The following is a 14096-nucleotide window of genomic DNA, read 5'->3' as shown; positions in this document are numbered from 1 at the left end:
CGCGGGCCGGGGCGCCGAGGGCATCGCGGCGGGGGCGCGCCGGTCCGGAGCCGCCGGGCGACCGGCGTGGAGGATCTCCGTCCCCCGAGGACTGCCGGGGGCCTCGAGGACCGGGCCGAGCAGGACGGCACGGGACGGGGAGGCGGCGGGACGCGTGGGGGGCCGGTTCGCAGGAGGTCCAGCGGTCCGGCCCCTGTGGTCGCCGGGCGGCCCCTGCCCCGCCCGGTCGTGCTCAGGCGGTGGTCAGGCTGGCGCTCCGGGGACGCTGCGGTGCGATGACCCTGCCGTCGGGCAGGAGCTCACCGGTGTCCTCGAAGAACACGACACCGTTGCACAGCAGGCTCCAGCCCTGTTCCGGGTGGGGCGCCACGAGACGGGCGGATTCCCGGTCGGCGGAGTCGGCTGAGGGGCACGGTGGCTGGTGCTGGCACATGGGCGGGATCTCTCGCTCGGTGGTGACCTGTGAGTCGGCTGTCGTGTCAGTTCCGCGGCGTGAAGCTTCGTTCATGACCGCCCCCCCGTTGTGATAAGTCGGTCGGAAACCAGTGTTGCCCCACGGACACCGATCCGCAGGGATTTCGCGGCACCGCTCCCCACAGGTTCAAGACGCGTCACCCGCGCGGGCGGTTCATCTCAACTGCACTGTCCCTTTGGGTGGTTCGGTGTGGCCGGATGGGGCTAGTCCGGTCGGAGCGGACGGGTGCACGACTGCCCCGCCGCCCGGAATCCGGACGGCGGGGCACTCGGTGCCGGATCGTCAGGCGGGGGAGCCGAGCAGGCGGGCCGGTGTCACCCGGTGGGTCAGGAGCGGGAGCAGCTCGGCGACCCGGTGCGGGCGGTGGGCCGCGATGCCGGGCGGCGCCGGGGCGAGCGGGACGAGCAGATCGGTGGGGGCCGGGTGGCCGGTGGCGCCGTCCGCGGTGGGATCGGCGTGCAGCCAGAGGGCGAGCATGTAGAGCCCCGGCACCGACAGCAGCCGGGGCTGGTAGGGCTGGGCCATGGCCTCGGCCTGGCGCAGCGCGAGTTCGGTGGAGGTGATGTAAGGCCCCTCGAAGAAGCGGGAGAAGGCCCAGCCGTCGGCGGTGAGCACGGTGTCCGCGGCGGCCAGCGCACGGTCGCCGGCGCGGATCAGGAAACGCCACCCGGCCAGCCGCGTCGCGGTCCCGGCATCGGCGGTGATCCGGTCCAGGACGTGCACGGGCAGGGGCAGCTCGGGTGACGCGGGTCCCTGGGCGCCGAGCAGGGAGGGAGTTCGGGCTTCGCGGACCGCGGTCGGTGAGGAGAGCGCGGTCAGGACGGAACGCAGTGCGGGCGCGGGAGCCGGCGGGACATGCAGCGGCATGGTGGGTCGCCTCTCATTCGAAGGCAGGTGTCGCGAGGGCGGGGCGTAGCGGGGCGGACGGCGCTGTCAGCTCGCGAAGGACAGAGAGGCAGGGGCCAAGGGTCTGAGCGCGGAGGTGGGGGTGAGGACAGCCGCACGCCACCTCGCGGCTGGATCGCTCGACCGTGGGCGCCAGCCTTCTGCCTTGTGCGCAAAGTTTATACGACCCGTGTTCGGGATGTGTTTCGTCTAGCTGTTTTCAACCGGCGGAACAAGGGTACTTCTGGCCGGTGAAACGCGAAAATCATCCCGATTTCAGGACGGGCGCACGGCGGTGACCTCGGGAAATGTCCGTGAAGTGGTCGGCCCATTCCCGTCGGCGTTTTTCACGAGTTCACAGCCGGCCCGCCCCGGCGCGTTCTACGCCATGCCTCGTGAATGTGCCAGTGGTCACCTTCGACCAGAGTAGCGGTCGCCGGGCCCGTCCGGGACGTTATCGATCGCATCCGCGGGGCATCCTCCCCTGTGGATCGGAACTCCGGCGGACGATCTTCGGTCCGCCCAGCCAGGAAGGACGCTTCGATGGGGGAGAAGGTCGCGGCGGGTCAGTTCGACCTGTCCGATCGTCAGCACTACCGCGAGAAGCTCCGCAGGTGCCTGGCGGGCTTGGAGCGACTCCTGACGGAGAAGCGGTTCGACCGCCCCAGGAACCTCATGGGGCTGGAGATCGAATTGAATCTCGCGGGTGCCGACGGCATGCCGAAAATGTTGAATGCACAAGTCCTCGAACGGATCGCCAGCCGGGACTTCCAAACGGAACTCGCCATGTTCAATCTGGAAGTGAACATCCCCCCGCACCGATTGGGCGGGCGGGTATTCGACCGGCTCGACGAGGAACTGCGCACCTCGCTCGCCTACGCCGACCGGAAAGCCGGTGAGGTGGACGCGGGCATCGTGATGATCGGCATCCTGCCGACGCTGGACCGGGACGACCTGGTCTCCTCGAACCTTTCCGACGTCGACCGCTACGCACTGCTCAACGACCAGATCGTGGCCGCGCGCGGTGAGGACTTCACCCTCGACATCGACGGCGTGGAGCGCCTCAGCTGCACGTCGAAGTCCATCGCGCCGGAGGCCGCCTGCACCTCGGTGCAGCTGCACCTCCAGGTCACCCCGGAGCGCTTCGCCGGTGTGTGGAACGCGGCCCAGGCCGTCGCCGCCGCCCAGATCGCCGTGGGCGCCAACTCGCCCTTCCTGTTCGGCCGCGAACTGTGGAGCGAGTCCCGGCCGCCGCTGTTCCAGCAGTCCACCGACACCCGCCCGCCCGAGCTCCAGGCCCAGGGGGTGCGGCCGCGCACCTGGTTCGGGGAGCGCTGGGTGACCTCGGCGTTCGACCTGTTCGAGGAGAACCTGCGCTACTACCCGGCCCTGCTGCCCATCTGCGACGACGAGGACCCGCTCGAGGTGCTGGACGGCGGCGGCACCCCCTCCCTCGCCGAACTCGTCCTGCACAACGGCACGATCTACCGCTGGAACCGCCCCGTGTACGGCGTCGCCGACGGGGTCCCGCACCTGCGCGTGGAGAACCGTGTGCTGCCCGCCGGCCCCACCGTCACCGACGTCGTCGCCAACGCCGCCTTCTACTACGGCGTGGTCCGCGCGCTCGCCGAGGACAGCCGCCCGGTGTGGTCCCGGCTGCCCTTCGAGGCCGCCGCCGCCAACTTCGACGCCGCCTGCAGGCACGGCATCGACGCCCGTCTCACCTGGCCCCGGCGCGGCCGCTACGGCGGCCTCGGCGAGGTCGACGCGGTCACGCTCGTACGCGACGAACTGCTGCCGCTCGCCGAGGCCGGACTCGACGCGTGGGGCATCGAGCCCGCGGACCGCGATCTGTACCTCGGGGTGATCGAGGAGCGGTGCCGGCGCCGGGTGAACGGGGCGACCTGGCAGGCGGCGACGTTCCACCGGGCCCTGGACCTGGGCCTCGGCCGGGACGCCGCGCTGGCCGCCACCACCCGCCGCTACCGCGAGCTGACGAAGCAGGGCGACCCGGTGCACACCTGGCCGGTGGGGCTGCCGGAACCGGTGCCGGCCCGCTGACCCCGCCCCGGGCCCCGTCCGGGCGCACAGCCGTTGCCCTCATACTGATCGGACGATCGGTGATGTGGAGGCAGGCGTGCAGGCGGAGGCGGGCCCGGGGGCCGATGACTGTCCTGAGCGGGGTCCCTCGCGAAGGGGGCTCCGCGACGAGACACTGCTGGTGTTCGCGCTGTCGCTCGGCGCGAGCGGAGTGTCGGCGCTGATCAGTTTCGTCGGCTCGGTCACCGAACCGGGCGGTCTGAAGGACCAGGCCGCCACGCTCAACGCCTCGGCCGCCCCCGGCCGCCCGTGGCTGGACCTGGCCTGGCAGCTCTTCGGGATCACCACGGCGCTCGTGCCGGTGGCGCTCGTCGCGCACCTCCTGCTGCGCGAGGGCGCGGGGCTGCGCACCCTGGGCTTCGACCGTACCCGCCCCTGGCCCGACCTCGGTCGCGGGGCGGCGGTGGCGGCGGTCATCGGCAGCAGCGGCATCGCCTTCTACCTGACCGTGCGCGCGCTCGGCTTCAACCTCACCGTGGTGCCGGAGGCGCTGCCCGAGGTGTGGTGGAAGTACCCCGTGCTGATCCTCTCGGCGCTGCAGAACTCGGTCCTCGAGGAGGTCCTCGTCGTGGGCTATCTGCTGCGCCGGCTGGACCAGCTGGGGTGGTCCCCGGGTGCCGCGCTGGCCGGCAGTTCGGTGCTGCGCGGCTCCTACCACCTCTACCAGGGCATCGGCGGCTTCATCGGGAACATGGTCATGGGCGTGGTGTTCGTCCACCTCTACCGGCGCTGGGGCCGCGTGGGACCGCTGGTGGTGGCGCACACGCTGCTCGACACGGGGGCGTTCGTGGGGTACGCGCTGCTGGCCGGCGAGGTGGACTGGCTGCCGACGGCGTGAGCGGACGGGAGAGGGGGCGTACGGCCGGGCCGTACGCCCCCCCTGCGTGGTGCCCGGCTCAGACCAGCAGGTCGCCCTCGACGACCGTCACGGCCCGCCCGCTCAGCAGGGTGCGCTCACCGCGCACCTGCGTGCGGACGCGGCCGGAGCGCGGTGAGGCCTGGAGGCCGGTGAGGTCCGGGCGGCCGAGGCGCTCGGACCAGTAGGGGGCCAGCGCGGTGTGCGCGCTGCCCGTGACCGGGTCCTCGTCGATGCCGACGTTCGGGAAGAAGCAGCGGGAGACGAAGTCGTAACCCAGGGCCGGGTTCTCGGCGCGGGCGGTGGCGATGATGCCGCGCTCGGAGTAGGCGGACAGCGCCTTGTGGTCGGGCCGCAGGGCGTGCACGGTGCGCTCGTCGGCGACCTCGACGAGGAGGTCCCCGATGTCCGGGCCGGTGTCGAACGCCGTGAGCGGCCGGGTGCCCAGTGCCTCGGCGACGCCGTCGGGGACGTCGACCGCGGTGAGCGGGGCGGTGGGGAAGTCCAGGGTGAGGGCGCCGTCCTCGCCGGGGGTGGCGACGAGGACGCCGCTGCGGGTGGCGAACCGCACCGGGCCCCGGTGCGCGCCGGTGGTGTGCAGGACGTGCGCGGTGGCCAGCGTCGCGTGGCCGCACATCGCGACCTCGACGGCGGGGGTGAACCAGCGCAGCGCCCAGTCGGCCCCGCCGCCACCGGGGAGGGGGTGGGCGAAGGCCGTCTCGGCGTGGTTGACCTCCAGGGCGACGTTCTGCATCCAGTCGTCGTCCGGGAAGGCGTCCAGGAGCATGACCCCGGCGGGGTTGCCGGCGAAGGGCCGGTCGGTGAAGGCGTCGACGATTCGAATCCGCATGGCCCGACCGTACGGCCCCTGTGGGGCCGCGGGCCAAGGCCAATGAGCGGTGACTGGACCGGCCGGGGTGCGGCGGGAGGGAACGCGTCGTCGCGCGCGTCCGGCTCGCGCCGCACGTCTCAGCCGGTTCCGTTGCGTTCCGCAGGCGCCGCCTGCGGGGAGCGGACGTCGGCCAGGGCCGTCGCCAGGGTCTGCCAGATGTGGGCCGCCAGGTCGAAGTTGCGGCACTCGGTCGCCTGCCGGCCGAGGCACTGGAGAGTGGCGATGCCCTCGTCGACGCGGCCGGCCAGGATCCTCAGCCGGCCGTCGAGGACCGACAGCCTCACCCGGTCGCGGTAGGACAGGCGCAGGTCCTTCTCGGAGAGCAGGGAACTGCTGAGCATTCCGGCATCGTGTAAGTGCCCTTTGTGGAATGCCAGATGGGCCTGGAGCGCCCGCAGTTCCTGCACCTGCAGCGGCGTGCCGACGAGGTCGAGGACGGAGGCGGCCTCGCTCAGCCAGCGGTCGGCCGCGGCCACCCTGGGCGGCGACATCTGGAGTGCGGCGGCGGTGGCGGCCGCCCGCAGCCGCGTCCACAGGGTGAGGTCGTCCTTGCCCTGGACCAGGTGCAGGGCCGTTTCCAGCCTCTCCTGGGCGGCGGCGTGGTCACCCTGGCGGTTGCTGACCACGGCGGCTGTCCACAGGGCCTCGGCCGCCTGCGCCGGTGCGGCCGAGGGCAGCAGGTCCCGTTCCAGCTCGTCGACGTGGTGCTGGGCCTGGTCCAGCCTGCCGAGCTCCGTCTCGATGCTGATCAGCACCATCAGGGCGGCCAGGGTGTCCGCCACCGGCAGGCCGGTGGCGCGGGCGATCGACACCGCCTCCCCGGCCGTCGGCTCCGCCGTCCGCATGTCGCCCAGGGTGCGCAGGCAGCGGGCGTACTGCGTGCGGGAGCGGGCCCGGAGGTCCGTCGCCTCCATGTGATCGCTCAGCTCGATGAGTTCCAGCAGGTGCGCGGACTCCCGCTTGTAGTCGCCGTTCCGGCCGGCGGCACGGCTCAGCAGCCACAGGGCCTGCCACCGGACGGCGGGGTCGTCCCCCGCGTCCTCGTCGACCGCGCGGCTGAGGGCCGTGGTGTCGTCCGTGCCGGGCGGCGCCGACGCCACGGCGGCCAGGACGTGGGTCAGGGGCCGGCCCTCCGACACCCGGGTCAGCGCCGACGCGTCGACGCCCAGGCGTTCCGCGAGGTAGGCCACCGCACGTTCCGTGGGGGGCCGCTCACCGGACTCCAGCCGCGACAGATATCCCGTCGACATGCCCTCACCGACGAGGCCGGCCTGACTCATGCCTCGCTCCAGCCGGAGCTTCCTCAGCCGACGGCCGAAGTACGGCTGCTCGAGCATCTCCCCCCTCTGGTCCGTTGGTTGCGTCCGGCCGGACCCTCTGTTCCCCGAAGGCCCGGACGGGCGGTCGAAGTTGGCAACACCTTAAAGAGTGAGCGATGGGGGCGGCAAGTCCGATCGAACCGTGCAACTCCCCAGCTCAGAGGCTGTGTCCGTGATTTCTGAAGATCGTTCCCGCGGGTGCGACACGCTGAAGCCGGGGCGTTGGCACAGGTGTTGACAAGTTACCCAGGTCACCTGGCAATGCCTTGTCACGATGATTGCCGGGCCTTAGTCTCGAAGGCGCCGTCCTGACGTGACCGCCATTCCCGTCCTGTGGAGGTATCCGTGCTCCGTCATGTCCGATCGGGCCCGCCGCGGCGACCGGCCGTACGGCCGCCCGTCGTCGCGACGTTCGCGGGCACCGCGGCGATCGCCGCGCACCGGGCGCTCACGCCCCGCGGATCCGGCGCCCCCGCCCCCCAGCCGGCGGGCTGCGGCTCGCCGGCCTCCGGCAGCGAGATCGAATGGCCCTGACAACGTTGCCCGGCCGGTCGCCGATCCGGCGCCGGCCCCCCGCACCGCCCTGTCCGTCCGGAATTCCGGCGTCCGTGGCGTTCGCCCGGATGACGTCGAACACCTGACCCGCGCCACCGACCGGATGGCGCGCACCGGCACCCGAGCCGTCGCCCGGCACCCCGGCGCCGACGCGTCGGAACGGCCGTGCACAGCAGTACTTCCCAGCCCCCCACGCCAGGAAGAAGGACGGTACGTCCGTGGTGATCACAAGTGCGCCCGACGCTTCGCCCCGCAAGGAGCGGAAAGCCGTACACCCGGCTTCCCCCGCCCGCCGGTACCTCACCGGACACCGCACGCCGCCCGGCGCCCCGCCCCGGGGCGTGTGCACGGCCCACGTGTCCCCCGGGAGCCTGGCCGTCACGGCCGCGGAACCCGCCTTCGCCCGGCAGTTCGGCCTGAGCGCGGCCGAGATACGCGGACGGGGTCTTCCCGATCTCCTCCGCTCGCACGTGCCGGCCCGCCTCCGGGAGGAGTTCACCGCCCTCTGCGAGGGCCGACGCCGCTGCTTCACGGAAAAGGTGACGGGCCGGGACGGCGACGGCCGCAAGTTCTCCGCGGAATTGATCGGTGCCGCCGTCAGAGACCCTTCGGGCAGAACATCCGCCCTGTTCGTCATTCTCCGCCCCACAGGTGAGGTCGGCCGACCGGAAAAGGAAGGCCCGGCCGCGGAATTGAACGGCCCCGTGATCAGTGCCCTCGACGCACAGGTACTGGAGGGGGTGGCAAGAGGCGATTCCACGGTGCAGTTGGCCTCTCGTCTCTATCGGAGCCGTCAGGGAATCGAATACCGCATCGGACAGTTGATGCGGAAGTTCGACGCGCCGAACCGTCCCGCGCTGGTGGCCCGCGCGCACACGCTCGGAATGTTCGTCGCGCAGCAGTGGCCGCCCCGGGTCCTGCCGGAGCGCGTCAAGTAATCCCGGTCCCGGCGGCCGTGGCGGTGCCCACCGCCACGGCCCGCTCGGCGTGCCCGCTCGGCGTGCCCGCTCGGCGGGCCGCCGCCACGGCGGGCGCGTCCGCGTCATGCGGCCGAGGGCTGCCACGCCTCCTGGAACCGGCGGCGGGCACGGAACAGCCGGGAGCGCACGGTCCCCACGGGCAAGGAGAGGACCTCGGCCATCTCCTCCTCGTTGAGTCCGTAGGCGCGCAGCGTGAGCACCTGCCGGTGCGCCCGGGACAGACGCTCCAGCACGTCGCTGATGTGCACCGCGTCCAACGGGTTCGCCTCCTGCTTCGACTCCACCTCGGAGCAGGTGCGTTCCTCGCCGTACCGCTTCGCCGTGCGGACGGCCTCACGGACCGTCACCGAGCGCACCCAGCCGTAGAACGCCGCCGGTTCGCGCAGCGTGCCCAGACCGCGGTAGATGGCGAGCAGCGCCTCCTGCGTGGCGTCCGCCCCGTCGTCATGGGTGATGGACCGGCAGATGCGCGCGACGTACGGGGTGATGCCGGTCAGCAGGCGGTTCATCGCGTGCTCGTCGCCCGCCTGGGCTCGGGGGAGCAGGGTCAGGGGGGAGGGGAGTTCGCTGACGGTGGTCATTCGGGGAAGACTCCTCACGGCAGCCGGGCGTGTGCGTGAGCCGGGGCGGCCCTCAGGTCGGGTTCGCGGGGGCGTGCTCGGGCGCGGCGGTGCTCGCGAAGGCGAGGAGGCCGTCGAGGACGTCGTCGCGGAAGGCAGCGGCGAAGGACGGGCTGAAGCAGGCCGTGTAGTGCGGGAACTCGATGGAGAGCCGGCCCTCGAAGGAGACCACGCAGGCCAGGAGGGGACTGCGTCCGGCCTGCGGGAAGTACTGCTCGCGGGCGGGTGCGAGACGGACGTCGTCCGCCCGCAGCCCGTCCGGCAGCCGGGGGCCGGGGACGACGCCCATGTTGGTGACGACCACCGTGGCCAGTTGCAGCGCGGGGTTCCGGGGGATCTCCGGCGTGATCCGCATCTCGTGGAACTGGTCGCCGCGGGCGATGAAGTCGCCCAGCCGGTTGTGGACGGTGCGCGCCAGGTCCAGCGGGTCCGAGGACCCGGACACCTGAAGGGTCTGCAGATGGGTGGTGACCGCGGGCACCATGTCCGTCGCGGGCAGCGGAGGGGACAGCCGCGACCGCAGGTCGACGGGGGACAGGCAGCCCAGGGTGCGGGGGCCGTCACCGTCCAGGCGCCGCCTGGCCGCGGTCAGCATCGCCGCGGCGATCAGGGAGTGCACGGAGACGCCCGACTGCCGCGCCGTCCGGCGCAGCAGATCGGTGTGCTCCTTGTCCATGGTCAGCCGGCACACCTCGATGTGCCCGTCGCCGGCGCCGTCCCCGTCCGGACCGCCGGCGGACGGACGCGGCACGTCGTACGGCATGAGCTCGACCGGGTTCCGTCGCACCTCCTCGAGGCGGCCGTCCAGGTACTTGGCCGTGTCGGCCTCGTCGGCGGGTGGCAGCAGCCGGCTCACGGGCTCCGGCCAGCGCGGCTCCACGCGGACGGCGGACTCGGCGGGCGCGGTCCGCTCCCCGCCGGCGAGCGCCCGGTAGCGGTCCCACAGCGCGTTGTGCAGGGCGATGCTGCTGTGGCCGTCCGTGACGGCGTGGTCCACCAGCAGCACGAACAGGTGGCCCTCGCCGTCCGATGAGCTGACCAGCACGGCGCGGGTCAGCGGCCCCCCGAGCGGCAGCGTCCTGTTCAGTTCGGCGGCGTAGGCCTCGTCCGCGTCCCCGGTGCGGGTGAGCAGCCGGGGCCGCTCGTCCTCGCCGAGGAGGCGCAGCGCGTACCCCGCACCGTCCGGCACGATGCACGACCGCAGCGTCGGGTTCTCCTCGGTCACGGCGTCGAACGCGGCCGACAGCGCCTCGACGTCGACACGCCCGCGCAGGGTGCAGGAGAGGAAGGCCCTGCTTCTCTGGCCCACGTAGAGCGTCTCAACCGGACACAGTGCACGGTGCATGCCGTCTGCCCACTTTCGATCGGTCGTCCATTTCGTGCTCCCCGGCCCCACACGGACACGCACCGGTATGCCGCCGTCGGCGGGCCGGGGAATTCGGAGCGCTTCGAGGGTGCACCGCCCGGCCCGTACGAATCCAGCCGAGAGCGGGCCGGAAAGCGAACTCGCGGGTTTTCCCTAAAGGCCGCCGCCGCCCGCGCACTCCCTCCCGGCGAATTCTTAAGGGAATACCTGAATTGACGCCCGCGGGGCGGTCCGGCCTTGACCCTTCAGGTCCCGGTGGCGCACCGTGATGTGCCGTAGAACCGGCGGTGGGGCGAGAACGATCCCCACGCCCCCGGCGTGCGACTCCGCTTTCCACCCGCGATCCGGCCCGGCGCGTACGACGACGGGAGGGCGGCACGGGGCGACGACCGCACCCGTCCGATCCGGCCCGGTCTTCGCCGGCCGGGACACCACGGCTGCCACGTGAGGGTTGTGCTATGCCTCTTCAGGACGACGAACGTCGACCGCTGTCCGGGGCCCAGGAAGGGCTCTGGTACGCCCAACGGCTCGCGCCGGACAGCGCCGCGTACAACACCGCAGAAGCGATCGAGGTCCACGGCCCGCTCGACACCGGCCGGTTCGAGAACGCGCTGCGGCGTACCGTCGCCGAGGCCGACACCTTCGCCCTGCGCTTCGTCGACACCGACGACGGACCGCGCTGCCACCCGGCACCGGACGCGGACGACTGGCCCCTGCACCGGGTCGACGTCCGCGACGCGGAGGACCCCGAGGCCGCCGCGTGGGCGTGGATCCGGGCGGACCTCACGACCGCCGTGGACACCGAGAAGGGCCCGCTGTTCTCGCACGCCCTGCTGACCCTGGCCGCCGACCGCCACATCTGGCTGCTGAGGGCCCATCACGTCCTGCTCGACGGCTACAGCTACAAGCTCCTCGGGCGGCGCCTCGCCGAGACCTACAACGCGCTCGCCGAGGGCCGCGAACCGGAGCCCACCGTCTTCGCCCCGGTGAGCCGGCTCCAGACGGAGGAGGCGGCCTACCGCGACTCCGACCGGTACGCCCGCGACCGCGCCCACTGGACCGGCCGCCTGGCCGGGCTGCCCGAGCCCGCCCGGCTCACCTCCCGCAGCGCCGCCCCCACGGCCCCCTTCCTGCGCCGCACCGCCGAACTGGAGAGCGCCGCCCTCGACGCGGCCGCGGCCCGCCTCGGTGTCTCGCGCACCGACCTGCTGACCGCCGCCACCGTCGCCTACCTGCACCGGATGACCGCCGCCGAGGACCTGGTGCTCGGCCTGGCCACGATGAGCCGGCTGGGCAGCGCCGCCCTGCGCACCCCCGGCACCGCCTCCGACGTCCTCCCGCTGCGCGTGGCCGCCACCCCGGACACGCCCGTGGCGGAGCTGGTGCGCACCGTCTCGGACGAACTGCGGGACCTGCGCCGGCACCAGCAGTACCGGGGCGAGTTCCTGCGCCGCGACCTCGGCCTGCTGGGCACCGGACGCCGGCTGTACGGGCCGGTGCTGAACATCGTGCCGTTCGACGAGTCCCCGGTCTTCGGCGGGCACCCCACCACCTGGCACCACCTGTCCGGCGGAGCCGTCGACGACCTCCAGATAAGCGTACGGCCCGGGGCCCGGCCCGGCGGCCTGTGGCTGGCCTTCGACGCCAACCCGGCCCTGTACGAGGAGGACGAACTCGCCCTGCACCGCGAGCGGTTCCTCACCCTGCTGCGCCGGCTGGCCGAGGCCGCGCCGACGACACCGCTGCGGGACCTGGACGTGCTGCTGCCCGGCGAGCACCCCCGCGACACCCCCGTCCACACCCGACCGGTCGGACACACCCTCACCGAGCTGTTCGAGCGGCAGGCGGCGACCGTACCCGGGCGGACGGCCGTCACCTGCGGCGACGAACGGCTCACGTACGCCGAACTCAACGCCGACGCCAACCGTCTGGCCCGGCTGCTGACCGAACACGGCGCCGGACCGGGCCGGGTGGTGGCGCTGGCCCTGGAACGCGGCGCGCGACTGCTGCCCGCCCTGCTGGCCGTCCTCAAGACGGGCGCCGCCTACCTGCCCCTGGACCCCGGCCACCCGGCCGAGCGGCTGCGGCTGGTCACCGAGGACGCGGCACCCGTCGTGCTCGTCACCGAGCGCGCCCACGCCGGCCTGGCCGCCCGGAGCGCCTGCCCGGTCGTCGTGCTGGACGACCCGGAGACCGCCGCCGGCCTCGCCGGCCGGCCCGCCGCCGACCTGACCGACGCCGACCGGCACGGACCGACGAACCCGTCCGACACCGCCTACATCATCCACACCTCCGGTTCCACCGGCCGTCCCAAGGGCGTGCCGGTCCCGCACGCGAACGTCGTCCGGCTGTTCTCCGCCGCCGCGGAGCACTTCGACTTCGGCGCCGACGACGTGTGGACGCTGTTCCACTCCTACGCCTTCGACTTCTCCGTCTGGGAGATCTGGGGCGCCCTGCTGCACGGCGGCCGGGTGGTCGTCGTGCCGTACGCCGTCAGCCGCTCGCCCCGGGACTTCCTGGAGCTGCTGCACCGCGAGGGTGTCACCGTCCTCAACCAGACGCCCTCCGCCTTCGAGCAGTTGATCGACGCCGACCTCGAACGGGACGGCGGAGCGGGCGCGTTGCGCTACGTGGTGTTCGGCGGCGAGGCCCTGCGTCCCGCGCGCCTGCGCCCCTGGGCGGACCGGCACGGCCTGGACCGCCCGGCACTGGTGAACATGTACGGCATCACCGAGACCACCGTCCACGTCACCCACCACCGCCTCACCCGGGCCGACCTGGACGACCCGCGCCGCGCCGCCGTCATCGGCCGCCCGCTCGCCGACCTGCGCGTGCACCTGCTGGACGCCGCCGGGCGCCCGGTACCGCCCGGCGCGACCGGCGAGATGTACGTCTCCGGCGCGGGAGTCGCCGACGGGTACCTGAACCGGCCCGAGCTGACCGCCGAACGCTTCCTCGACGACCCCTACGGCCCACCCGGCACCCGGATGTACCGCTCGGGCGACCTGGCACGACGCCGCGCGGACGGCACGCTCGACTACCTCGGCCGGGCCGACGCCCAGGTGCAGATCCGCGGCTTCCGCGTCGAACCGGGCGAGATCGAGGCCGTCCTCGCCGCCCACCCCGGCATCGTCCGGGCCGCCGTCGTGGTCCGCCGCGCCGGCAACGGCGTCCAGCAACTCGTCGCCTACACCGTCCCCGCCGGAGCGGAACCGCCGAGCACCGCCGACCTGCGCGCCCACGCCGCGGCCCGGCTGCCCGAACACATGGTCCCGGCCGCCTGCGTCACCGTCGACGCGCTGCCGCTGACCGCCAACGGCAAGCTGGACACCGCGGCCCTGCCCGCCCCGGACTTCGCCGCCGCCGCGTCAGGCGCCCGCCCCACCACACCCGAACAGGTGCTGACGTGCGGTCTGTTCGAGGACGTGCTGCGGCTGCCGCGGGACACCGTCGGCACCGACGTGAACTTCTTCGACCTCGGCGGCGACTCCCTGCTCGCCACCCGCCTGCTGGCCCGCCTGCGGCACGAGACCGGCGCGGAGGTCCCCATCACCGCCCTGTTCGAGACGCCGACACCGGCCGCCCTCGCCCGGCGGATCACCGCGCGGACCGGCAGCGCCCTCCCACGCCCCGCCCTGGGCGACGCCGTACGCCCGCAGCGGGTGCCGCTGTCCTTCGCCCAGGACCGCATGTGGTTCCTCAACCGGCTCGACGACGGAGCGGCGACCTACAACATCCCGCTCCTCGTCCCGGCGCCCGCCGAACTCGACGCCGAGGCACTGAGCGCCGCCCTCGGCGACCTGGCCGACCGCCACGAGAGCCTGCGGACGGTGTTCGCCGAGCACGACGGCGTGCCGTACCAGCGCATCCTGCCCCCCGGCGAGCTGCGCCCGCGGCTGCGCCGCGTGGACTGTCCCGCCGCGGAGACCGCCGTCCACGTCACCGCCGCCCTGCGGCACCGCTTCGACCTGACCGCGGAAAGCCCCCTCGCCGCCTTCCTGTTCGGAGTCGGACAGGACCGCACCCTGCTGCTCGTCCTGCACCACAG

At 73.2% G+C, this 14096-nt stretch carries 10 protein-coding genes; 4 read left to right on the top strand and 6 right to left on the bottom strand.

From position 1 onward, the window contains the following. Positions 1–232: 232 nt before the first annotated feature. Entirely contained in the window at positions 233–433 is a 201-nt protein-coding gene (locus ACF07S_RS33025) for a DUF5999 family protein (protein WP_391967283.1), read from the bottom strand. 324 nt (positions 434–757) lie between these two features. Next, complete coding sequence (locus ACF07S_RS33020) at positions 758–1342, bottom strand: hypothetical protein (protein WP_391967275.1); 585 nt, start codon at positions 1340–1342, stop codon at positions 758–760. Between the two features lie 561 nt (positions 1343–1903). Here ACF07S_RS33020 and ACF07S_RS33015 point away from each other — a divergent pair. Continuing rightward, complete coding sequence (locus tag ACF07S_RS33015) at positions 1904–3421, top strand: glutamate-cysteine ligase family protein (protein WP_391967276.1); 1518 nt, start codon at positions 1904–1906, stop codon at positions 3419–3421. Positions 3422–3497: 76 nt separating this feature from the next. Then, the gene (locus tag ACF07S_RS33010) at positions 3498–4298 is read left to right on the top strand and encodes a CPBP family intramembrane glutamic endopeptidase (protein ID WP_391967284.1); all 801 of its coding nucleotides are present in this window, start codon (positions 3498–3500) and stop codon (positions 4296–4298) included. 58 nt (positions 4299–4356) lie between these two features. Here ACF07S_RS33010 and ACF07S_RS33005 read toward each other — a convergent pair whose 3' ends face one another. Continuing rightward, positions 4357–5166: a PhzF family phenazine biosynthesis protein gene (locus ACF07S_RS33005; protein ID WP_391967277.1), complete on the bottom strand. Its 810-nt coding sequence runs from the start codon at positions 5164–5166 to the stop codon at positions 4357–4359. Between the two features lie 119 nt (positions 5167–5285). After that, positions 5286–6545, bottom strand: a complete 1260-nt coding sequence (locus tag ACF07S_RS33000) for a helix-turn-helix domain-containing protein (protein WP_391967278.1) — start codon at positions 6543–6545, stop codon at positions 5286–5288. Between the two features lie 893 nt (positions 6546–7438). On the opposite strand from ACF07S_RS33000, the gene ACF07S_RS32995 reads away from it, so the two are divergent. After that, positions 7439–8020, top strand: a complete 582-nt coding sequence (locus ACF07S_RS32995; RefSeq protein WP_391967279.1) for a PAS domain-containing protein — start codon at positions 7439–7441, stop codon at positions 8018–8020. Between the two features lie 104 nt (positions 8021–8124). On the opposite strand, the gene ACF07S_RS32990 is transcribed toward ACF07S_RS32995, so the two are convergent. Together ACF07S_RS32990 and ACF07S_RS32985 are read right to left on the bottom strand one after the other, a co-directional pair. Beyond that, positions 8125–8643, bottom strand: a complete 519-nt coding sequence (locus ACF07S_RS32990; protein WP_391967280.1) for an RNA polymerase sigma factor — start codon at positions 8641–8643, stop codon at positions 8125–8127. A gap of 52 nt (positions 8644–8695) precedes the next feature. Continuing rightward, entirely contained in the window at positions 8696–10027 is a 1332-nt protein-coding gene (locus ACF07S_RS32985) for a protein kinase (protein WP_391975888.1), read from the bottom strand. 479 nt (positions 10028–10506) lie between these two features. Here ACF07S_RS32985 and ACF07S_RS32980 point away from each other — a divergent pair. After that, a partial coding sequence (locus ACF07S_RS32980) for an amino acid adenylation domain-containing protein (RefSeq protein ID WP_391975887.1) occupies positions 10507–14096 on the top strand: 3590 nt, incomplete at its 3' end.

This window comes from Streptomyces sp. NPDC016640 (assembly GCF_043076215.1).
Classification (GTDB): Bacteria; Actinomycetota; Actinomycetes; order Streptomycetales; family Streptomycetaceae; genus Streptomyces.
This window is presented reverse-complemented; position numbering and strand designations above follow the sequence as displayed.